General features: G+C 34.5%; 20 protein-coding genes and 1 tRNA gene. 18 read left to right on the top strand and 3 right to left on the bottom strand.

The window, feature by feature from the left end; all coding sequences use genetic code 11:
• Positions 1-180: 180 nt before the first annotated feature.
• Positions 181-1,239, top strand: a complete 1,059-nt coding sequence (gene pheS, locus CD041_RS04105; RefSeq protein ID WP_002459387.1) for a phenylalanine--tRNA ligase subunit alpha — start codon at positions 181-183, stop codon at positions 1,237-1,239.
• Positions 1,239-3,641, top strand: a complete 2,403-nt coding sequence (gene pheT, locus CD041_RS04100; protein ID WP_070647967.1) for a phenylalanine--tRNA ligase subunit beta — start codon at positions 1,239-1,241, stop codon at positions 3,639-3,641. The genes pheS and pheT overlap by 1 nt, the downstream gene beginning before the upstream one ends.
• A gap of 544 nt (positions 3,642-4,185) precedes the next feature.
• Here the strand turns inward: pheT and rnhC are convergent.
• On the bottom strand, positions 4,186-5,118 hold the full coding sequence (rnhC, locus tag CD041_RS04095) for a ribonuclease HIII (protein ID WP_070648675.1): 933 nt from the start codon (positions 5,116-5,118) through the stop codon (positions 4,186-4,188).
• Positions 5,119-5,348: 230 nt separating this feature from the next.
• Here rnhC and zapA point away from each other — a divergent pair, with 230 nt between their 5' ends.
• The 12 genes from zapA (at position 5,349) to CD041_RS04035 (ending at position 18,528) form a co-directional block, all read left to right on the top strand.
• Positions 5,349-5,609, top strand: coding sequence for a cell division protein ZapA (zapA, locus tag CD041_RS04090; protein WP_002459383.1), 261 nt, complete (start codon positions 5,349-5,351; stop codon positions 5,607-5,609).
• A 1-nt stretch (position 5,610) separates the two neighbouring features.
• A complete protein-coding gene (locus tag CD041_RS04085) occupies positions 5,611-6,132 on the top strand; it encodes a CvpA family protein (protein ID WP_002478343.1) in 522 nt (173 codons plus the stop codon).
• Between the two features lie 55 nt (positions 6,133-6,187).
• Positions 6,188-7,900 carry a DNA polymerase/3'-5' exonuclease PolX gene (gene polX, locus CD041_RS04080; RefSeq protein ID WP_070648671.1) on the top strand — a complete coding sequence of 571 codons (1,713 nt, stop codon included), beginning with the start codon at positions 6,188-6,190 and terminating at the stop codon, positions 7,898-7,900.
• Between the two features lie 9 nt (positions 7,901-7,909).
• Positions 7,910-10,261, top strand: a complete 2,352-nt coding sequence (locus CD041_RS04075) for an endonuclease MutS2 (protein WP_070648669.1) — start codon at positions 7,910-7,912, stop codon at positions 10,259-10,261.
• 162 nt (positions 10,262-10,423) lie between these two features.
• Complete coding sequence (gene trxA, locus CD041_RS04070) at positions 10,424-10,738, top strand: thioredoxin (RefSeq protein ID WP_002459379.1); 315 nt, start codon at positions 10,424-10,426, stop codon at positions 10,736-10,738.
• 89 nt (positions 10,739-10,827) lie between these two features.
• Positions 10,828-12,606, top strand: a complete 1,779-nt coding sequence (gene uvrC, locus CD041_RS04065) for an excinuclease ABC subunit UvrC (RefSeq protein ID WP_002478340.1) — start codon at positions 10,828-10,830, stop codon at positions 12,604-12,606.
• Positions 12,607-12,950: 344 nt separating this feature from the next.
• Positions 12,951-13,565: a succinate dehydrogenase, cytochrome b556 subunit gene (gene sdhC / locus CD041_RS04060; RefSeq protein ID WP_002478339.1), complete on the top strand. Its 615-nt coding sequence runs from the start codon at positions 12,951-12,953 to the stop codon at positions 13,563-13,565.
• A gap of 51 nt (positions 13,566-13,616) precedes the next feature.
• Positions 13,617-15,383 (top strand): succinate dehydrogenase flavoprotein subunit, encoded by a 1,767-nt coding sequence (gene sdhA, locus CD041_RS04055; RefSeq protein ID WP_002459376.1) that lies wholly within the window; start codon positions 13,617-13,619, stop codon positions 15,381-15,383.
• Positions 15,383-16,219, top strand: a complete 837-nt coding sequence (gene sdhB / locus CD041_RS04050; RefSeq protein ID WP_002459375.1) for a succinate dehydrogenase iron-sulfur subunit — start codon at positions 15,383-15,385, stop codon at positions 16,217-16,219. Before sdhA ends, sdhB begins: the two co-directional genes overlap by 1 nt.
• Before the next feature lie 406 nt (positions 16,220-16,625).
• A complete protein-coding gene (gene racE / locus CD041_RS04045; RefSeq protein WP_002478338.1) occupies positions 16,626-17,426 on the top strand; it encodes a glutamate racemase in 801 nt (266 codons plus the stop codon).
• Positions 17,427-17,437: 11 nt separating this feature from the next.
• Positions 17,438-18,019, top strand: coding sequence for an XTP/dITP diphosphatase (locus CD041_RS04040; RefSeq protein WP_002459373.1), 582 nt, complete (start codon positions 17,438-17,440; stop codon positions 18,017-18,019).
• Positions 18,019-18,528, top strand: a complete 510-nt coding sequence (locus CD041_RS04035) for a YfcE family phosphodiesterase (RefSeq protein WP_002459372.1) — start codon at positions 18,019-18,021, stop codon at positions 18,526-18,528. Before CD041_RS04040 ends, CD041_RS04035 begins: the two co-directional genes overlap by 1 nt.
• A gap of 168 nt (positions 18,529-18,696) precedes the next feature.
• Here CD041_RS04035 and CD041_RS04030 read toward each other — a convergent pair whose 3' ends face one another.
• Positions 18,697-19,389 (bottom strand): YjjG family noncanonical pyrimidine nucleotidase, encoded by a 693-nt coding sequence (locus CD041_RS04030; protein ID WP_062077511.1) that lies wholly within the window; start codon positions 19,387-19,389, stop codon positions 18,697-18,699.
• 246 nt (positions 19,390-19,635) lie between these two features.
• Between CD041_RS04030 and CD041_RS04025 the strand changes: the two genes are divergently transcribed.
• Positions 19,636-19,709: transfer RNA gene (locus CD041_RS04025), tRNA-Arg, on the top strand.
• A gap of 468 nt (positions 19,710-20,177) precedes the next feature.
• Here CD041_RS04025 and CD041_RS04020 read toward each other — a convergent pair.
• Positions 20,178-20,624, bottom strand: a complete 447-nt coding sequence (locus CD041_RS04020; protein WP_002478335.1) for an N-acetyltransferase — start codon at positions 20,622-20,624, stop codon at positions 20,178-20,180.
• Between the two features lie 174 nt (positions 20,625-20,798).
• Here CD041_RS04020 and bshC point away from each other — a divergent pair, with 174 nt between their 5' ends.
• The 3 genes from bshC to rsmH all read left to right on the top strand — a co-directional run bounded on the left by bshC (position 20,799) and on the right by rsmH (position 23,937).
• Positions 20,799-22,412: a bacillithiol biosynthesis cysteine-adding enzyme BshC gene (bshC, locus tag CD041_RS04015; protein ID WP_002478334.1), complete on the top strand. Its 1,614-nt coding sequence runs from the start codon at positions 20,799-20,801 to the stop codon at positions 22,410-22,412.
• A gap of 143 nt (positions 22,413-22,555) precedes the next feature.
• Positions 22,556-22,987 carry a division/cell wall cluster transcriptional repressor MraZ gene (gene mraZ, locus CD041_RS04010; protein ID WP_002459368.1) on the top strand — a complete coding sequence of 144 codons (432 nt, stop codon included), beginning with the start codon at positions 22,556-22,558 and terminating at the stop codon, positions 22,985-22,987.
• Positions 22,988-23,001: 14 nt separating this feature from the next.
• Positions 23,002-23,937: a 16S rRNA (cytosine(1402)-N(4))-methyltransferase RsmH gene (gene rsmH, locus CD041_RS04005; RefSeq protein WP_002459367.1), complete on the top strand. Its 936-nt coding sequence runs from the start codon at positions 23,002-23,004 to the stop codon at positions 23,935-23,937.
• Position 23,938 lies beyond the last annotated feature (1 nt).

Genomic DNA, 23,938 nt, shown 5'->3' with positions numbered 1-23,938 from the left:
TCTTCGTTAACAATGCAGAACAAGTGTATGTAAAATAAAGTAAGGCTTAGCGTCTTATTTTATAATGACATAAATTTGGGTGGTACCACGGAAGACTTTCGTCCCAAGATATAGGGAGGTAAGTCTTTTTTTATGCTCGAAAACTAAGTTTAAAAATAAAAAGTGTGAGGTGTCATTTATATGACTCAGATGGATTCAATGGCAGAATTAAAACAACAAGCATTAGTTGATATTAATGAAGCTCAAAATGAACGCGAATTACAAGATGTAAAAGTTAAATATTTAGGTAAAAAAGGTTCAGTTAGTGCTCTAATGAAAAATATGAAAGATTTACCTAATGAAGAAAAACCTGCCTATGGTCAAAAGGTAAATGAATTAAGACAAACCATTCAAAATGAATTAGAAGAAAAACAAGCATTATTAAAACATGAAAAATTGAACCAACAACTTGCTGAAGAAACGATTGATGTTACATTACCAAGTCGTAAAATCAACATAGGTTCTAAACATCCTTTAACAAGAACGATTGAAGAAATTGAAGACTTATTTTTAGGTTTAGGTTATGAAATTGTTGACGGTTATGAAGTTGAACAAGATTATTATAATTTTGAAGCATTAAACTTACCTAAGTCACATCCTGCGCGTGATATGCAAGATAGTTTCTACATTACAGATGATATTTTAATGCGCACTCATACATCTCCAGTTCAAGCACGGACGATGGAAAAACGTAATGGTGTAGGCCCAGTAAAAATTATTTGTCCTGGTAAAGTATATCGACGTGACTCAGATGACGCAACACATAGTCATCAATTTACTCAAATAGAAGGGTTAGTCGTTGATAAACATATTAAAATGAGTGACTTAAAAGGCACATTAGAATTATTGGCTAAAAAGTTATTTGGGGCAGAACGTGAAATTCGTCTTCGCCCTAGTTACTTCCCATTCACAGAACCATCCGTTGAAGTTGATGTATCTTGTTTTAAATGTAAAGGTAAAGGCTGTAACGTATGTAAACATACAGGCTGGATTGAAATTTTAGGTGCTGGTATGGTGCATCCAAACGTACTTGAAATGGCTGGATTTGATTCAAATGTATATTCTGGCTTTGCCTTTGGTATGGGGCCAGATCGTATCGCGATGTTAAAATATGGTATTGAAGATATTCGTCATTTCTATACTAATGATGTACGATTCCTTGATCAATTTAAAGCTGTAGAAGATAGAGGTGAATTGTAATGTTGATTTCAAATGAATGGTTAAAAGATTATGTTGATGCAGGTGTAGCTATTGAAGATTTAGCAGAGCGTATTACTCGCACAGGTATTGAAGTAGATGACATAATCGACTATACCAAAGATATTAAGAACTTAGTTGTAGGATATATCCAATCTAAGGAGAAACATCCTGATGCAGACAAATTAAATATTTGTCAAGTAGATATTGGTGAAGAAGAAGCTGTGCAGATTGTATGTGGCGCACCTAATGTCGAAGCGGGACAACACGTTATCGTCGCTAAAGTTGGTGGACGCTTACCTGGTGGCATTAAAATTAAACGCGCTAAGTTACGTGGTGAACGTTCGGAAGGAATGATTTGTTCATTACAAGAAATTGGTATTTCCAGTAATGTTGTTCCAAAAGCATATGAAAATGGTATTTTCGTTTTTACTGAACCAATTGAACCTGGGACTGACGCTTTAACAGCACTTTACTTAAATGACCAAGTGATGGAATTTGATTTAACACCGAATCGAGCTGATGCATTAAGCATGATTGGTACTGCATATGAAGTAGCAGCGCTATATAAAACTAAAATGACGAAACCTCATACACAAAGTGATGAAATTTCTGAATCCACATCAAATGAGTTATCAGTATCTATTGATAATCCTGAAAAAGTGCCATACTACAGTGCAAGAATAGTTAAAAATGTGACAATAGCCCCATCTCCAATTTGGATGCAGATGCGCTTAATTAAAGCAGGTATTCGTCCAATCAATAACGTTGTAGATATTTCTAATTATGTCTTATTAGAATACGGTCAACCATTACACATGTTTGACCAAGATCACATTGGCTCTAAAGAAATAATTGTGCGCCAAGCAAATGAAAATGAAACTATGACTACCTTAGATAATACAGAGCGTACCTTAGTAAATAGTGACATTGTTATTTCAAATAGCAAAGAACCAATCGCTTTAGCAGGCGTCATGGGTGGAGATTTTTCTGAAGTTACAGCAACAACAACAAATGTTGTAGTAGAAGGCGCTATCTTTGATCCGGTTTCTATTCGTCATACATCTCGTCGTTTAAACTTGCGTAGTGAAGCTTCTAGTCGCTTTGAAAAAGGTATTGCAACTGAATTTGTCGATGAAGCTGTTGATAGAGCATGTTACTTACTTCAAACATATGCAGATGGTAACGTATTACAAGGCCGAGTGTCTGCGGGTAATTTAGGTTCATTTGTGACACCAATTAAAATCACTGCTGAAAAAGTAAACAAAACAGTTGGATTTAACTTATCTTGTGGTGAAATAAAAGCTATTTTTGAACAATTAGGCTTTAAAACACAACAAAATGGTGACGAATTAACAGTCAATGTACCATCACGCCGTAAAGATATTACGATTAAAGAAGATTTGATTGAAGAAGTTGCACGGATATACGGATACGACAACATCCCATCAACAATGCCCGTTTTTGAAGATGTCACAAATGGCGAATTAACAGATCGTCAGCATAAAACGCGTATAGTAAAAGAAACATTAGAAGGTGCTGGTTTAGACCAAGCAATTACGTATTCACTTGTTTCAAAAGATCATGCGAAAGATTTTGCTTTACAAACACGTCCAACAATTAGCTTATTAATGCCTATGAGTGAAGCGCATTCCACTTTACGTCAAAGCTTATTACCACATTTAATCGAAGCAGTTGCATATAATGTGGCGCGTAAAAATAAAGATGTCAAATTGTATGAAATAGGACGCGTTTTCTTTGGTAATGATGAAGGTGAATTACCAGAGGAGGTAGAATATTTGAGCGGCATATTAACTGGTGAGTATGTAGTTAATACATGGCAAAATAAAAAAGAAGCCGTTGACTTCTATATTGCCAAAGGCGTTGTAGATCGTGTCGCGGAAAAGTTAAATCTCGAGTTCAGTTATAAAGCCGGTGAAATTAGTGGGTTACATCCTGGTAGAACAGCAATCATATCTTTACAAGGTAAAGATATTGGTTTTATTGGCGAATTGCATCCACAATTAGCTGCGGAGAATGATTTAAATCGCACATACGTATTTGAATTAAACTATCATACTATAATGGAAGTAGCAGTTGGCTACATTAACTATCAACCAATCCCTAAATTCCCTGGAGTGACTAGGGATATTGCCTTAGAGGTCACAAGTGATGTTCCAGCATCAGTGTTGTTAGAAACAATCCATAGTAATGGTGATGATATTCTTCAAGATTCATCAGTATTTGATGTTTACGAAGGGGAACATTTAGGTGAAGGTAAGAAATCTATTGCGATTCGCTTGAATTATTTAGATACAGAAAATACATTAACAGATGAACGTGTCACAAAAGTACATGATAAAATTTTAGCAGCTTTACAAGCACAAGGCGCTGTAATAAGATAATTTGGCGAAAAGAGACAGACTGGGACACAAATCCTAGAAAAAATAGCCAGTAAATGAGCTTACAAAAACTCATTTACTGGCTATTTTATTGACAATACTTACTGGCTTCGCTTTCCTAGGGTGCCGTCTCAGCCACCCCAACTTGCTTTGTTCGCGGAAATGCTTGATGCATTTCTTTGTGTTGGGGGCCCCACTCCAAATTGCTTTGTCCGTTGGCTTTCTTTTCGAAAGCCTATCTGTTGGGGCACCTGTCTTCAGCTTGTCCTGTTCCCTCAGGAGTCTCGCCATAAATACTACGTATTAACATGTAATTTTACCGTTAAATGGTTTAAAAAATAAGGCACTTTCACATTGTTTAGTCGACTTCACTAAATGAAATGAACGAGGTGCCTTATATAAGCGATAACTTGAAGCAATAGATGTTACCACTAGAGACTTTAATTTTAATAGTTTCAATTAATATGGTGGAAACCATATCCAATAAAAAGATTTTGGCGTTTCAATTTTAATCTATTACATTTATGTCTTAAATTGTTATTGCTTACTAATTTTGCTTTCTTTCTACTAATTTCAGTGCTTTTTTTCGGTTTTTAAAATGTTTTTTAGAAATACTATCTAATTTGTTAATTCCACTCTTATCAATGATTTTAGCAGCAACTAAATCAACCTTATTACCAGCACCTTTAGGAATTTCGCAATGCATTTTGCGAGCGAGTTGATCCATATATTTGACAAATGCATAGCGAGAGATAATACTGGCAGCTGCAATTGCTAGAGATTTTGACTCTCCTTTTGTTTCAAATTTTGTTTTTTCTGGAAATGGTAATGCACTTAAGGCATAATGTTGATAAACTTCACGCTGAGCGAATTGGTCAATCACAATATAATCGATGTTGTCTGGATGAATTTTTTGAGTAACATTTTTAATAGCTTCATTATGAAGAACGGCTTTCATTTTTACTTGAGACCAGCCTAAAGCTTGGCGCTCATTATATTTAATATTATCTAATGTTAGCAATGAATGTGGAATAAATGTCACTAACTGCTCCGCCAAGTCAATAATTTTAGTATCAGTTAGTTTTTTTGAGTCATCGACACCTAATGTTTTTAAAATAGCAACATGTGATTGAGTGACATAAGCAGCACATACGGTTAAAGGACCAAAATAATCTCCACTTCCGGCTTCATCGCTACCAATACAATCATATTTGTCATATTGAAGTGTATGAGTTGATGATTGCTTTGAAGTTGTTGCTGCCATGGCAGCATCGTGATAATTTGGAAGTAATTCTCGAGCAATATTTTCAGCTTGTTTACCTTGAAACATGACTTTGCCAGAGTTATAGATATTAATGGTTGTCTGTTTATAATTAGTGCGTGCACGCATCCCTTGTGGTAAGTTATGCTGTTCAAAGTCAATTTGATTTAACAGCTGCTCTATTGCTTCGTTTGTTAGTTTTTGGACGACATTTGCCATAGATGTCAGAAATCCTTTCTTTAAAAAATATTAACCAGCAATATCATATCATGAAATTAATGATGTAGTAATATTCTAGTATAACACTATAACTTACTGAATCAGATGGATGGGCTTACAAATTTAGATGCTGTCATGTATAATGTACTTAATATAACATTACATAGAAACTAGCTGATGAAAAAATGTAATAGAACTGAAGTTTATAAAAAAGGTCAGGAGACATAATTATGAGTGAATTTAAAAACAGAATTAATGTAACGATTAATGATCAACATTATACTATTGTTGGTGAAGACAGTCCTGAGCATATTCGTTATGTCGCTCATTTAGTAGATGAGAGAATCAAGGCGCTAAAAACTTCTGGTCTTGATACAACACGAAAGTCTGTATTAACGGCCGTCAATATTATGCACGAAAAGGTACTATTAGAAGAAGAAAATCGTCGCCTCCAAGAAGAAGTGAATCAATTTAGACGTAGAGAGCTATAATATGATACTAGATTTAATTGTATTATTATTTGTAGGTTATGTCATGCTTATGGGATATCGCCGTGGATGGTGGTTAAATTGTTTACACGTTATGACGACGATGGTTGCCTTGTGGATTGCACATAACAATTATCAAGGTATTGCACAAAGATTATTAGTTTTTTTACCGTTCCCGAAAACTGTAGCTTATGATATGACTTACGCTGTGCCTTTTAGTCAAGTTCAGCAACGCTTTGATGCAATTGTAGCTTTTGCACTAGTTGCTATATTGAGCAAGATTATTTTGTATCTTCTTGTAGTGTCATTTGATAATATAGTAACGTACAAAAAATTATATAATTGGAGTCGCTGGTTAGGGGCCTTGTTTGGATTGCTATCAGCCTTGATATCTGTGCAAATTCTACTTTATATGCTGGCGCTTTATCCTAATGAATGGGTTCAGATGAGTTTAGCTCATTCATGGCTTAGTAAAGCAATTTTATTACATACACCAATCGTTTCAGCATATATTTTAAATTTATAAAATCTGATAAAGGTCAGGATTTCTTTTCCTGGTCTTCTTTTTATGAGGTGACGGTATGACAAAGAAAGATGTTATTAAATTATTAGAGCAAATTGCTACTTATATGGAGTTGAATGGAGAAAATACCTTTAAAGTGTCAGCTTATCGCAAAGCGGCGCAAAGTTTGGAAATGGATGAACGCCCTTTAGAAGAAATTGATGATGTGACGGAGCTAAAAGGAATTGGTAAAGGTGTCGGCGAAGTGATTAGTGAATATCGTCAAACTGGTGAGTCAGAGGTCTTATCTGATCTGAAAAAACGTGTGCCTGAAGGTCTGATTCCACTGTTGAAAATTCAAGGTTTAGGTAGCAAGAAAATCGCAAAGCTATATCAAGAGTTGCGCATTGAAGATAAAGAAAGTTTGCAACGTGCATGTGAAGCTGGTCAAGTAAGTCAGTTAAAAGGATTCGCTAAAAAAACAGAAACTAATATTTTAGAGGCTGTCAAAGCGTTAGGTGCTAAAAAAGAACGGTATCCTATTGATCAGATGCGAGGTTTGAACGAGCAAATTGTCGCTTATATTAAGACGCTGACTGCTATCGATAATTATTCATCAGCTGGGAGTTTTCGTCGCTATAAAGAAATGAGTAAAGATTTAGATTTCATCATAAGTACGACGGAGCCTGACAAAGTTCAAGCGCAATTATTAAATATTCCCAACAAAGCAAAAGAAGTGGCTGTGGGACAAACAAAAATCTCTTTAGAAATAGAATATGATGATGAAACAATTGGTGTAGATTTTAGACTCATTGAACCAGCAGCATTTTATCATACATTACAACATTTTACTGGCTCAAAAGAACATAATATTCGCATTCGACAACTTGCTAAAGCGCAGGGAGAAAAAGTAAGTGAATATGGAATTGAAACGTCAGATGGACAACTGATTCAATATAATAATGAAACTGATATTTATAAACACTTTAACGTGAATTGGATTGCACCGGCGATGCGTGAAGACGGCAGTGAATTTGAAAGAGATTTAAGTGATATTATTACCTTAGATGATATCAATGGTGATATCCATATGCATACGACTTATAGTGATGGCGCATTTTCTATTCGACATATGGTTGAGGCTAACATTGCTAAAGGATATCGTTTTATGGTTATTACTGACCATTCTCAAAGCCTAAAAGTTGCCAACGGTCTGCAAGTAGAACGTTTATTACGACAAAATGAAGAAATTAAAAAATTGAATCAAGAATATCAAGAAATTGATATTTATTCAGGCACAGAAATGGATATTTTGCCAGATGGTTCACTGGATTATGATGATGATGTTTTAGCACAATTAGACTATGTTATTGCTGCGATACACCAAAGCTTTAACCAATCTGAAGCAGATATCATGAAACGTCTAGAACATGCATGTCGAAATCCATATGTACGACACATTGCTCATCCAACGGGGCGCATTATTGGGAAGCGTCCAGGATATCAACCTAATATTGAACAATTAATGCAACTTGCTGAAGAAACTCAAACAATTTTAGAAATCAATGCTAATCCAAAGCGACTGGATTTAAATGCAGATATTGTTAAAAAATATCCGAATGTTAAGTTGACGATAAATACTGATGCACACCATACAGATCATTTGGAATTTATGAAATATGGTGTAGCAACAGCGCAAAAAGGATTTGTTACTAAAGATAGAGTCATCAATACCTTATCGCGAGAAGACTTTAAAAAATTCATTGCAAACAATATTAAAATGAAGAAATAGAGGGATTTGATGAGACAGAAAACGTTAGATGTCTTAGAATTTAATAAAATTAAAGCACTCATCGCTAATGAGACAATTAGTGACTTGGGGCGGGAGAAAGTATTACAACTGCATCCTGCGACTGATTACGATACTGTTGTTTTTCAAATGAATGAAACTGATGAAATATCACAAATTTATAATAAATATAGGATGCCAAGTCTAAGTGGATTATCAAAAGTTTCTCCATTACTTCACCGCGCTAAGATTGGTAGCGTATTGAATGTTACAGAATTAAATCAGTTAAAAAGGCTCATTCAAGTTCAAAACCAATTTAAAACATTTTATAATCAATTGCTTGAAGATGATGAACAACAAGTCTATTATCCTTTGCTGTATGATAATATGATGCGCTTACCTGTATTAACTGATTTATTTCAAGAAATTAATGATAAATGTGATACACATGATTTATATGATCATGCGAGTTACGAATTACAAGGCATTCGCAGTAAAATTTCAAGTACGACACAACGCATTAGACAAAATCTAGATCGTATTGTTAAAAATCAATCTAATCAAAAGAAACTATCGGATGCTATAGTAACTGTGCGCAATGAACGTAATGTTATACCAGTAAAAGCTGAATATCGCCAAGATTTTAAAGGTATTGTGCATGACCAATCAGCATCTGGACAAACGTTATATATTGAACCATCATCTATTGTAGAAATGAACAATCAAGTGAGTCGCTTACGCAACGATGAGGCTGTGGAAAGAGAACGAATTTTAACTATATTAACAACAATGGTTGCGCAACAAGCTGAACAATGTTTAGTAGCTGAAGAAGTTATGGGTCACTTGGATTTCTTAACAGCTAAGGCACGTTATGCAAGTGCAATAAAGGGAACAAAGCCTACATTTTATGAAGCGCGTACAATTTATTTACCCAATGCCTTTCATCCATTGTTAGATAAAGAAACTGTTGTTGCAAATACGATTGAATTTGCTGATGATGTGGAAACAGTGATTATTACGGGGCCAAATACTGGTGGGAAAACAGTCACGCTTAAAACACTAGGATTAATTATAATTATGGCACAATCAGGGTTGTTAATTCCCACATTAGACGGTAGTCAGTTAAGCGTGTTTCATGATGTCTTTTGTGATATTGGAGATGAGCAGTCTATAGAACAATCATTATCTACATTTTCATCACATATGAAAAATATTGTCGCTATATTACAACAAGCAGATAAGCATAGTTTAATACTGTTTGACGAGTTAGGAGCAGGAACAGATCCTAGTGAAGGCGCTGCATTAGCAATGAGTATTCTTGATTATACAAGAGCGCTTGGCGCGCTAGTCATGGCAACGACACACTACCCAGAACTTAAAGCGTATAGCTATAACCGCGAAGGTGTCATGAATGCTAGTGTCGAGTTTGATGTTGATACATTGAGTCCCACATACAAATTATTAATGGGTGTTCCTGGCCGATCAAATGCATTTGATATATCGAAAAAATTAGGTCTTAACTTATCAATTATAAATAAAGCAAAAACCATGATTGGTACAGATGAGCAAGAAATCAATTTAATGATAGAATCGCTTGAAAAAAATGCGAAACGTGTAGATACGCAGCGTATAGAACTTGACCATTTATTGAAAGAAGCACAGCAAACACACGATAATCTTGAAAAACAATATAATCAATTTCAAGCATACGAAAAACAATTAATAGAAGATGCGAAAGATAAAGCAAATCAACGTGTTAAAGCTGCTACAAAAGAAGCAGATGAGATATTAAAAGAGTTACGAACGCTAAGAGATCAAAAAGGGGCCGATGTTAAGGAACATGAATTGATAGACAAGAAAAAGCAACTTGATAATCAATATGAAGCGAAATCGATTAAACAACAAGTTCAAAAGCAAAAATACGATAAAATTGTAGCCGGAGATGAAGTTAAAGTTTTATCATATGGACAAAAGGGCGAAGTGTTAGAGTTAGTTGGAAATGATGAAGCGGTAGTTCAAATGGGTATCATTAAAATGAAATTGCCGATTGAAGATTTGGAAAAAACAAAAAAGAAACAAGAAAAACCGACTAAAATGATTAAACGCCAACATCGTCAAACGATTAAAACGGAACTGGATTTAAGAGGATATCGTTATGAAGAAGCGTTAATTGAGTTAGATCAATATTTAGACCAAGCTGTATTAAGTAATTATGAACAAGTTTATATCATACATGGCAAAGGCACCGGCGCTTTACAAAAAGGTGTTCAACAACATTTGAAACGACATAAAAGTGTAAAATCATTTAGGGGTGGTATGCCAAGTGAAGGTGGCTTTGGTGTAACTGTCGCAGAATTAAAATAATCATCACTATTCATTTGCTAAAATGATAGAATAAACTTTACTTCAACTATATATTGCGGTTAATATGAGTGATGTAAGAAAAATGTGAGCAATTGCAATGCAATAGATGATATTGTCTGTTATAATTTGCTCATCATTTAAATTTAAGGAGGATTGGCTGTCATGGCAATCGTAAAAGTAACGGATTCAAACTTTGATGAAAATATTCAAGATGGCGTTAAATTAGTAGACTTTTGGGCAACATGGTGTGGACCTTGTAAAATGATTGCTCCAGTATTAGAAGAATTAGCAGGAGATTATGAAGGTAAAGCTGATATTTTAAAATTAGATGTTGATGAAAACCCATCAACTGCTGCTAAATTTGAAGTAATGAGTATTCCTACTTTAATTGTATTTAAAGATGGAGAACCTGTAGATAAAGTTGTAGGTTTCCAACCAAAAGAAAATTTAGCAGAAGTATTGGATAAACATTTATAATCACACAGAAATGGGGACGGGGCATTACATCTGATGTAATTGCCTCTTCTTTTTGTGTGTAATAATCGAGAAAGGGGGAGTGTGATACGTTGAGTTATCAGCAAGCTATTCGTGAAAAATTAAGTGTTGTACCTATTGAACCAGGGTGTTATTTGATGAAAGATCGCCAACAACAGGTAATTTATGTCGGTAAAGCTAAACGTTTACGCAATCGTTTACGTTCGTATTTTACAGGGGCTCATGATGCTAAAACAACGCGTTTAGTTGGGGAAATACGTGACTTTGAATATATCGTAACATCTAGTGAAACAGAATCCCTCCTATTAGAATTAAATTTAATTAAACAATATCAACCGCGTTATAATATATTATTAAAGGATGATAAGAGTTATCCTTTTATTAAAATCACTAAAGAAAAGTATCCTCGTTTATTGGTAACACGTACAGTTAAAAAAGGGACAGGTAAATATTTTGGACCATACCCTAACGCTTATTCAGCACAAGAAACCAAGAAGCTATTAGACCGTATTTATCCATTTAGAAAATGTGATACGATGCCAGATAAATTATGTTTGTACTACCATATTGGTCAATGTCTAGGTCCATGTGTTTATGATGTTGATCAACAGCAATATGCCCAAATGACAAAAGAGATATCTGACTTTCTTAATGGTGAAGATAAAACCATTTTACAAAATTTAGAACAGAGAATGATGGCTGCAAGCGAAAAATTAGATTTTGAACGTGCTAAAGAATATAGAGATTTAATTCAACACATTCATAATTTAACGAAGAAACAAAAAATTATGTCATCAGATAATACGATTCGTGATGTGTTTGGTTACCACGTGTCTAAGGGCTGGATGTGTGTTCAAGTATTTTTTATTCGCCAAGGTAATATGATTCAACGGGATGCCACTATGATTCCGATTCAACAAACGGAAGAAGAAGAATTTTATACCTTTATTGGCCAGTTTTATAGTTTAAATCAACATATATTGCCCAAAGAAGTGCATATACCAAAACACTTAGATGCTAAATTAATTCATTCTGTCGTTGATACTAAAATTGTGCAGCCGGCACGTGGAGCGAAAAAAGAAATGGTTGATTTAGCAAATCATAATGCTGAGGTAGCGCTTGATAATAAATTTGAATTAATTGCTCGTGATGAATCACGGACTGTGAAGGCAATTGAAGAGTTAGGTGAGCGTATGGGCATTCAATCACCAATACGTATTGAAGCTTTTGATAATTCAAACATTCAAGGTGTTGATCCAGTATCAGCTATGGTGTCATTTGTTGATGGTAAACCAGATAAGCGTGGCTATCGAAAATATAAAATAAAAACAGTAGAAGGTCCAGATGATTATAAATCTATGAGAGAAGTCGTACGTCGTCGATATACAAGAGTGTTAAATGAAGGCCTTCCTTTACCAGATCTTATTATTGTAGATGGAGGTAAAGGACACATGTCAGGGGTTAAAGACGTGTTAGAAAATGAATTAGGCTTAGATATTCCAATAGCTGGTTTGCGTAAAAACGATAAACATCAGACCTCTGAACTGCTTTATGGGCCAGAAGCTGAAGTGGTACCTATGAAGAAAAATAGTCAAGCATTTTATCTCTTACAGCGTATTCAAGATGAAGTGCACCGCTTTGCCATTACTTTCCATCGACAAACACGGCAGAAACAAGGCATGCGTTCTATACTTGATACCGTTGATGGTATAGGTAGCAAAAGAAAAACTAAATTATTGCGTACTTTTGGTTCTATCAAGAAAATGAAAGAAGCAACTTTACCAGAATTGCAAAATTGTGGCCTTCCTGAAAAAGTAGCTAAAAGTTTGAAAGAAGCATTAAATAATTAAAAAATTAAGATTTTGGGACGTGAGAATCATTCTCATGTCCCAAAGTGTTGTAAAAAATGTTACAATATAGTTAACAAACAGCTAATTTTTTTATAGATTTGTGGAAGCGTTTTCTAATTGATAAACATTATCATTTAAGTGTTCCTGATAATGTTTTAATTGAAAAATACACAAATGCTAAATCTACCATCCAGTTCATTTTATAATACTTGCAAATTGTATTTAAAAAAATTTGAAAACTTAAAATTTTTATTTTTCAATTAGCAAGAAATAGGATGTCTTAGTGGTATCACATCATTTAAATTAGCTAATTTTAATTATTGTTTCTTCAGGGGGGAGTTCTTTTGGCTCATACAAAAAACGAATTTTACTTAAGACGTGTTCATTCGTTATTAGGTATTATTCCAATCGGGGCATTTTTAGTAGTGCATTTGATGGTAAACCATCAAGCTACTCAAGGTGCTGAAGCATTTAATAAAGCATCTATGTTTATGGAATCATTGCCGTTTTTAATTATCGTTGAGTTTCTATTTATTTATATCCCAATTTTATATCATGGTTTGTATGGTATTCATATCGCATTTACAGCAAAGGAAAATATTGGGCATTATTCAATATTTAGAAACTGGATGTTTGCATTACAACGCGTAACGGGTGTAATTACGTTTATTTTTATTTTCGTACATTTATGGCAAACGCGCTTACAAAAGGCATTTTTCGGTAAAGAAGTTAATTATGATATGATGCATCAGACATTACAACACCCTTTGTGGGCAATTATTTATATGATTTGTATCGTGGCAGTCGTTTTTCACTTTGCTAACGGTATTTGGTCATTTTTAGTGACATGGGGGATTTTACAATCTAAAAAATCTCAACAAGTTTTCACTTGGGTATCACTCATTGTCTTTTTGATATTGTCTTATATTGGTGTATCAGCAATTGTAGCATTTATGTAAATTTCGTTTTAGCGTAAGTTTTAGTTCAATATTTAGGGGAGTGACAATTCTATGGCAGAGAAGAAAATTATTGTTGTCGGAGGCGGACTTGCCGGTTTAATGTCAACAATTAAAGCTGCAGAACAAGGTGCTCATGTGGATTTGTTCTCATTAGTACCTGTTAAACGTTCGCACTCTGTATGTGCCCAAGGGGGTATCAATGGTGCGGTAAATACAAAAGGTGAAGGAGATTCTCCGTGGATTCATTTTGATGATACCGTTTATGGTGGAGATTTTTTAGCAAATCAACCACCAGTTAAAGCAATGACTGAAGCTGCACCACAAATTATTCATTTATTAGACCGCATGGGCGTCATGTTTAGCAGAACAAAGGAAGGTTTATTAGACTTTAGACGCTTCGGTGGGACATTGTATCATCGAACAGCATTTGCTGGTGCAACAACAGGGCAACAACTATTGTATGCGTTAGATGAACAAGTACGTTCCTTTGAAGTAGATGGACTAGTGACAAAATATGAGGGCTGGGAATTTTTAGGAATTGTTAAAGACGAAGATAATGCAGCTAGAGGAATTATAGCTCAAAATATGACAACTTCAGAAATTCAATCTTTCGGTTCAGATGCGGTCATTATGGCTACAGGTGGTCCAGGCATTATTTTTGGTAAAACAACGAACTCTATGATTAACACTGGGTCAGCAGCTTCAATTGTTTATCAACAAGGTGCTAAATATGCAAATGGCGAATTTATTCAAATTCATCCGACTGCGATTCCAGGTGATGACAAATTACGTTTAATGAGTGAATCTGCACGTGGTGAAGGCGGTCGTATATGGACATATAAAGATGGTAAGCCTTGGTACTTCTTAGAAGAAAAATATCCGGATTATGGTAACTTAGTACCTCGTGATATTGCAACGCGTGAAATTTTTGATGTTTGTATCAATCAAAAATTAGGTATTAATGGTGAAAATATGGTGTATCTGGATCTGTCTCATAAAGATCCACATGAATTAGATGTTAAATTAGGTGGTATCATTGAAATTTATGAAAAATTCACTGGTGACGATCCTCGTAAGGTACCAATGAAGATTTTCCCAGCAGTTCACTATTCAATGGGAGGACTTTATGTTGATTACGATCAAATGACCAACATTGATGGTTTATTTGCTGCAGGAGAATGTGATTTTTCACAACATGGAGGTAACCGTTTAGGTGCAAACTCATTATTATCTGCAATTTATGGTGGTACTGTCGCTGGACCAAATGCGGTAAAATATGTTGAAAATATTGATAAAACTTATGCTGATTTAGATGATTCAATTTATCAAGCACGGGTAGATGAAGAACAACAAAGATTCGATAATTTACTTAATATGCGTGGCACAGAAAATGCCTATAAATTACATCGTGAACTCGGTGAAATTATGACAGCTAATGTTACAGTTGTAAGAGAAAATGATAAATTATTGGAAACCGATAAGAAAATTGTTGAGCTCATGGAACGCTATCAAAATATTGATATGGAAGATACACAGACATGGAGTAACCAAGCCGTGTTCTTTACTCGTCAATTATGGAATATGCTTATACTTGCACGTGTTATCACAATTGGTGCTTATAATCGTAATGAATCACGCGGTGCGCATTACAAACCAGAATTTCCAGAACGAAATGATGAAGAATGGTTAAAAACAACATTAGCAGAGTATATGGGTAAAGATGAAGCACCAAAATTTACTTATGAGCCAGTAGATGTAAGCTTGATCCCACCACGTAAACGTGATTACACTAGCAAGTCTAAAGGAGGTAAAAAATAATGACTGAAACACTATCAGCAAATAACACTCCAAAAGACCAACATGCAGACAGTAATCAACAACCACAAAAAGAAAAACAAAAAACAATTAAATTAATTATAAAACGTCAAGATAATCAAGACTCTAAACCATACGATGAAGCGTTTGAAATCCCTTATAAAGACAACATGAATGTCATTGCCTGTTTGATGGAAATTAGACGTAATCCAGTAAATGCAGAAGGAAAGAAAACAACGCCCGTTATTTGGGACATGAATTGTTTGGAAGAAGTTTGTGGTGCATGTTCGATGGTAATTAATGGTCGTGCAAGACAATCATGTTCAGCCATCGTTGATCAATTAGAGCAACCTATTCGTCTAGAACCAATGAGTACGTTTCCAGTTATTCGTGACTTACAAGTTGACCGTACACGAATGTTTGACAACTTAAAACGTATGAAAGCTTGGATTCCTATTGATGGAACTTATGATTTAGGTCCTGGACCTCGTATGCCGGAGAAAAAACGACAAACAGCATATGAACTGTCAAAATGTATGACATGTGGTGTGTGTTTAGAAGTTTGTCCGAATGTAACACCTAATAATAAGTTTGTCGGTGCACAAGCCATCTCACAAGTTCGTCTATTTGATTTACATCCGACAGGTGCTATGACAAAGGATGAACGATTAGATGCATTAATGGGGACAGGTGGATTGCAAGAGTGCGGTAATTCTCAAAACTGTGTAAATGCATGTCCTAAAGGTATCCCATTAACAACGTCAATTGCAGCAATGAACAGAGAAACAACGTTCCATATGTTCAAATCATTCTTTGGTTCAGATCATAAAGTGGAATAATCGCTGTACAAGCTTTAGAAAAATAGATTTCTAAAATAAATAAGCCTGAAAATGAAGTCAATTGATTTCGTTTTTGGGCTTATTTTATAGCCGAGCTTTGATAGGTGTTTTTCGTAACGCAAAGCTTCAGTGTATGATCCTTTAAAATAGTTATTTGGATATCATTTATTTTAATGATGATACATAGATGCTAAAGTGTAACAAATAACAAAAGATGTTACTGTTAAGTACAACAGATTTTTATCAATTTTTGTTATGTTTTCATCTACTTTAATTAATATGGTTTTTCACATTAGAATGATGTTTTATGTGTAGGGATATCATTTTTAAAATAGCCTTAGATGATTTCACTATATTTAATGTGCTAAAATAAAAATACTATTGCAATTAATTGAGGATGAAAAATATGAATAAACCCATTGGTGTTATAGATTCAGGAGTTGGAGGATTAACTGTAGCTAAAGAAATTATACGCCAGTTACCAAATGAGACTATATATTATTTAGGTGATATAGCACGGTGTCCATATGGACCAAGACCTGGAGACGAAGTTAAAGCTTTCACCACTGAACTAGCTAATAAATTAATGGAATTTGACATTAAAATGCTGGTTATTGCTTGTAATACGGCAACTGCAGTCGCTTTAGAGCATTTACAACACATACTGTCTATTCCAGTTATTGGCGTTATTGAACCAGGTGCACGTACTGCTATTATGACGACCAAAAATCAACATGTGCTTATACTTGGAACAGAGGGAACTATTAAATCTGAAGCTTATCGACATCACATTAAACGCATCAATCCTAATGTTGAGGTAACAGGTGTGGCCTGTCCAGGATTTGTACCTTTGGTCGAACAAATGCGTTATAATGATCCAACAATAACGAGTATTATTATTCATCAGACATTAAAACACTGGCGAAACAGTATAGCGGACACTGTCATATTAGGATGTACGCATTATCCCTTGTTATATCAACCGTTGAATGATTATTTCGGTGGAGACAAAACGGTCATTTCTTCTGGTCTAGAGACAGCTAGGGAAGTAAGTGCTTTGTTAACATTTAGTAATGAGCACGCCAGCTATACAGCCCAGCCACAGCATCGCTTTTTTTCTACAGGTGATACGACGCATATTACTAATATTATTGCTGAGTGGTTGCATATGAAAGTAAAAGTAGAACAGATTAAATTAACAAATTAGGGGGATAAACGATGACCGATATTGTGATAGCTACAAATAACCAAGGAAAGATTAATGATTTTAAAGCGATTTTTCCAAATGATAATGTTATCGGTATTTCAGAATTGTTGAAAGACTTTGATGTTGAAGAAACAGGGACAACCTTTGAAGAAAATGCTATTTTAAAATCAGAAGCAGCAGCTAAAAGATTGAATAAACGAGTGATTGCTGATGATAGTGGCTTGGAAGTTTTTGCACTTAACGGTGAGCCAGGGGTGTACTCTGCACGATATGCCGGTTTAGACAAAAATGATGATGACAACATAGACAAATTATTATCTAAATTAACTGATATCACACAACGTGAAGCTCAGTTCGTGTGTGTGATTAGTATGAGTGAACCAGATCAACCAACACGGACATTTAAAGGGACGGTATCTGGTCGAATTACTGATGAACGTAGAGGAGATAATGGTTTTGGTTATGATCCTGTCTTTTATGTACCTGAAAAAGGACGCACAATGGCTGAACTGAGTGCAACAGAAAAAAGTCAAATTAGTCACAGAGGAGAAGCTATAAAACAACTTCAAGCATACTTAAAGGGTGATGTATAATGTCAAAATGGATTATTGTAAGTGATAATCATACTGAAGCTGGTATTTTATATCAAATTATCGCTTGGCATCAAGATTATGATGTTGCTTTGCATTTGGGAGATTCAGAATTTGAATATCATGATACGGAACTAAGTTTATTCCAACGTGTTAAAGGGAACTGCGATTTTTATCCAGAATTTCCAAATGAAGAACTTATCTCATCTGATGATATTAAAGCGTTCTATACTCATGGCCATCTGTATTCTGTTAATCGTGGACGCCAACAATTGGCAGAAAGAGCAGCTCAGGAAGGCTGTCAATTTGCTTTTTACGGACATACTCATGTGGCTAAATATGAACAGATTGGATCTGTCCATGTGATTAACCCTGGTAGTATCTCACAATCTAGAAGTCAAAAAGAAGAGACTTTTGCAGAACTATTAATTGATGATAATAAAAGGCGTGCAGTCTTGCATTTTCGCAATCGGAATAATGAAATTTTAGACACGATACACATAAAGATATAAAGAAATCCGATAACCTTCGAGCTGTATGTCATTCCAGCTTATAGGTTATCGGGTTTTATGCCAAAAATAACTATAAAAGCAATGCTATTATCACTACTTGCATACTAAAAAAGATATTTGTATGGCTTATCAAATTGTTATTGATAGATGCAACAATATTTTAAAACATTAAGTAGATTGTATAATAGGCAATAATTCGGCTAATGTTCGAATCTCAAAGTCAGGTTTAATTGCTGTTGAATTTGTTTTGTTTCTATAGTTAAACCAGCATGTTGCAATGTTAGCATTATGACCACCTAATATATCTGATGTTAAAGAATCTCCAATAATCATTGCAGTGGATCTCGCAGTAGGTTTAATGTGATTAAAAACATAATCAAAAAATCCAGACATAGGCTTTTGATAACCTGTGTGTTCTGAAATAAAGATACCCTCAAATAAATTATCGAACGGTGTTTGTGCAATACGGCGTTGTTGTGTTATAGCGACACCATTAGTCACAATATAAAGTGAACAATGCTGACGTAATTGAGCTAATGTAGCTAATGTGTCGTTGAAATATTTAACTGGTGCTTTAGCCAATTCATCTCTAAAACACTCATCGGCTTCATGACCATTAACAGTTATATTATGGTGCTTAAAGTATTTAATAAAGCGTTGAGATAACACGTCTTCTTTTGAAAGTTGATTATTTTGAAAAGCTTCCCAGTGTGCTTGGTTAATCTTTTTGAATAAAGTGAAGTCATCATAAGTAGGAGATGACTGGTAATTTTGGGCCATATTGAAAAAGGCTTGTTCTTCAGCATCATCAAAATCTACTAATGTATCGTCAAAATCTAATAACAACGTTGTATATTTCATATTAAAATACTCCTTAAAAAGTAGAATTAAATGCATTTTAACATGAAGATATGCTGAAAAGGTAATAAGTTGGATAAATGTGAGGAAACTTGATGTTAAGTTTAAAATCATTATCTGGGTCAAGTTATTAAAGTAGCGTTAATGGATTAAAATAGCATTAATAGTGAAAAATATAACCTTTTTTTAGATAGTAACTATTGCGCAATAGCGTCGAATTAGATATAATAATTCTTGTGTTAAAAATTTGTCCTGGTAGCTCAGCTGGATAGAGCAATGGCCTTCTAAGCCATCGGTCGGGGGTTCGAATCCCTCCCAGGACGCTATTTGTATTAATCTCGTTTTACCATGTTAGTTTGTAACATTGGTAACACGGGATTTTTTATTTTATATAAAAAGAGAAAATAAAACTTTATGTCACGGAATAGCTAGGTATATTTTAGTGCCACTATAAAATAATAAAGTGTTCAATAGCTGAAATAACTTTATCATCTATTTCGGTTAATTTAAAAAATAAATGATTACGATGTGGAGTGCTAAAACTATATAAATGTTATTATAAATAATCACAATTACATAATTTAATCAGCAATATGTATTTTGTCCTCAAGCTTAATGTGAGTACATTCAAAAAAAGGAGCGTGACAGCATTCGTTACGAATTCGTAGTCCCGCTCCAGCAAGATTGACTAGGGTTGGAAAAACTTGGTGTCCGCGTATTTTCAATCCAGTCAACTACTGCCAATATATCGTTCACAGTCTAAAACATAATGATGTCCTAAACTAATCATTTTAACCTTTAGGTGACCATATTAACACGTCATGGCCTTCTGGATTTTTAGCGTTTACGTCTTCAAATCCTAATTTAGTAAAGAAATCTTTTGATTGATTGCGTCCAATAGCTTTGATTGGAAGACCTTTCTCTTTAGCAAAGTCAATGAGTGCACGTCCATAGCCATGATGTTGATATTCGGGGAGCACTTCTAATTTCCACAGTAGTATGTAATTATCGTAATCTGGGAAATAAAGTTCTTCCACGTCACCTTTACGCAATAGTGCCATGCGCGCTACCAAGTTATCTCCGTGAAAAATGCCATAGAAAGGTGTTTCAGAACTTGCATCAATCATTTGTCCTTGAAATTCATCGACCATATATAAATCCTTATTGCCATACTCTCGAAAAGCTTCAAAAAGTTCATCTGTTTTATAATTAATTTCTAATCGTTTAATTTCTACCATAACATATCCCCCTTAGCATCTTTATTTTACTATACCCTAAAAAAATATGTGTAATTCATTTAGTTTTGAAACACGAAGCACCGAAAATTTTAAAAAGTGTAAGCCGTTAAATTGTCAATGTGTTGTATAATCTTTATACTGTATTCATAATAGCGATACTGAAGGAGAAAATGTATGGACTGTTTAATTACTAAATTACATGATAATGATTCATTCATGACAAAATTAAAAAACAGTGATCCATCGCTAACATCATTTTTCCAGTATGATGCGATGAAGAAAACAAGTTTTGATGTTAAGATGAACAAGCCTAATAATGGTAGAGAACAACAACTTGCACAAATTATTCAAGACTATATGTCGGATTTAACTTTATCAGAGCAACAGCAAAAAAATATTGAAAACTTAGCAGCAGGGGCTAAAGTTGTCATTGGTGGTCAACAAGCTGGTTTGTTTGGAGGACCTTTATATACTTTTCACAAGATATTTTCTTTGATAACGTTATCTAATGAGTTGCGAGAGCGCTATGATTGTAGCGTTGTTCCAGTATTCTGGATAGCTGGGGAAGACCATGATTTTGATGAAGTTAATCATACTTTTGCTTATGATCAACAATTGGCTTCTGTGGAAAAGATTAAATATCATACTTTGACTCCACCGGAAAGTAACGTAAGTCGATATGTCCCGGACAAAGTTCAAATGAAAAATGCGCTGCAAGCATATTTCAAGGAATTAGCTGAAACAACACATACTGCTGAATTGTATCATATGTGTTTACAAATCATAGAACGCTATGACACGTGGTCGAATATGTTTAAAGCACTTGTACATGAAGTGTTCAAAGTGTATGGTGTGTTATTTATAGATGCGCAATATGAGCCACTTAGAAAGTTAGAACGTCCTATTTTAAAGGATATGTTGCGCAAACATAATGATATAAATAAAGCATTTCATCAAAAGCAACGTGAGACTGAAAACAATAAGCTATCAAAGATGATTGTGACTGACACAAACGTCCATTTATTTTTACATCAGGATAATATGAGACAATTACTTACGGAAGAAAATGGTATTTATAAGTTAAGTAAATCAGAAGTTACTTATCGTGAAGATGAATTATTAGACTTGATTGAACAAAATCCAGCGCAATTCTCAAATAATGTTGTTACACGTCCAGTAATGGAAGAATGGCTCTTCAATACTGTAGCGTTTATAGGTGGCCCAAGTGAAATTAAATATTGGGCAGAATTAAGCGAAGTATTTAACACGTTAGATGTGGAAATGCCTATTGTATTACCGCGTATAAAAATAACTTATCTCTATACTAGAATAGAGAAACTTTTACAACAATACCAATTAGATATAGCTGAGGTATTAACTAATGGAATTGAAGAAAAGCGTCAAAAATTTATACGTGAACAAGCATCGCAAACATTTTTAGATCAAGTTTCACAATTAAAAGAGATTCATGAAGAAATGTATCAAAAATTAAAGCGAGAAGTACAACATAACCAAAATAATAGCAACTTAGTTGATAAAAATCATGAAATCCACCATAAACAACTTAATTATTTAGAACAAAGATACTTATTAAATATTGAACGTGAAAATGTGATTAGCATGAAACACTTTAAGGAAATCAGTGAATCACTCCATCCAATGGGAGGACTCCAAGAAAGAATATGGAATCCATTACAAATAATGAATGATTTTGGGATGGATGTGTTCAACCCCTCCACCTATCCACCACTTTCTTACACTTTTGATCATATTGTTGTAAAACCTTGATATATCAAGGTTTATAGCCGTTTCGTCTTTTTGACGAAACGGTTTTTTTATGTCTTTTTTTATAAATTTTAAGATATTTTACAGAATTAGTGGAGGATAGTGGTGAGATGTGGTAAATTATAAATAAGGTGAGGTGAGAAAAAATGTTCATGGGAGAATACGATCATCAATTAGATACAAAAGGACGAATGATTATTCCGTCCAAGTTTCGTTATGACCTCAATGAGCGTTTTATTATCACTCGAGGCCTTGATAAATGTTTATTTGGTTACACGTTAGAAGAATGGCAACAAATTGAAGAGAAAATGAAAACCTTACCAATGACTAAAAAGGATGCACGTAAGTTTATGCGTATGTTCTTCTCTGGTGCGATTGAAGTAGAACTAGATAAACAAGGACGTATTAACATACCTCAAAATTTGAGAAAATACGCCAACTTAACAAAAGAATGTACAGTAATAGGGGTGTCAAATCGAATCGAGATTTGGGACCGTGAAACATGGAATGATTTCTATGAAGAATCAGAAGATAGTTTCGAGGATATTGCTGAAGATTTAATAGATTTTGATTTTTAAATGGGGGAATAAACGTGTTTCATCATGTCAGCGTTATGCTTAACGAAACCATAGATTACTTAAATATAAAGCCTGATGGTGTATACGTAGATTGTACGCTAGGCGGCGCAGGACATGCCCTTTATTTATTAAATCAGCTCAATGATGAAGGTCATTTGATTGCTATTGATCAAGATACAACAGCAATAGATAACGCAAAGGAAGTGCTTAAAGCGCATCTACATAAAGTGACCTTTGTTCATAATAACTTTCGAGAACTCACACACATTTTAAAAGAACTAAATATTGAAAAAGTAGATGGCATTTACTATGACTTGGGTGTTTCAAGTCCACAGTTAGATGTCCCGGAAAGAGGATTTAGTTATCACCATGATGCGAAATTAGATATGCGTATGGATCGAACACAAACGCTTAGTGCTTATGAAGTAGTAAATGAATGGTCATATGAAGCATTAGTAAAAATATTCTATCGCTATGGTGAAGAAAAATTTTCAAAACAAATTGCACGGCGCATTGAAGCACATCGCGAATTACAGCCTATAGAAACGACATTACAACTGGTTGATGTGATTAAAGAAGGGATACCTGCCAAAGCGAGACGAAAAGGTGGTCACCCAGCTAAAAGGGTGTTCCAAGCCATTCGAATTGCCGTCAACGATGAATTGTCAGCATTTGAAGATTCAATTGAACAGGCAATTGAACTTGTAAAGGTTAATGGACGCATTTCAGTAATTACTTTCCATTCATTAGAAGATCGATTGTGCAAACAGATTTTCCAAGAATATGAGAAGGGTCCAGAGGTACCTAGAGGTTTACCAATTATTCCAGAAGAATACACACCAAAGTTAAAAAGAGTTAATCGGAAACCTATCACTGCTACTGAAGAAGATTTAAATCAAAACAATCGGGCACGTAGCGCCAAATTACGTGTTGCAGAAATATTGAAATAAG

The sequence above is a fragment of the Staphylococcus lugdunensis genome (assembly GCF_002901705.1).
GTDB classification, from domain to species: domain Bacteria; phylum Bacillota; class Bacilli; order Staphylococcales; family Staphylococcaceae; genus Staphylococcus; species Staphylococcus lugdunensis.
Note: the sequence above shows the minus strand (reverse complement) of the source record. Positions and strands in the feature narration are given on the sequence as shown.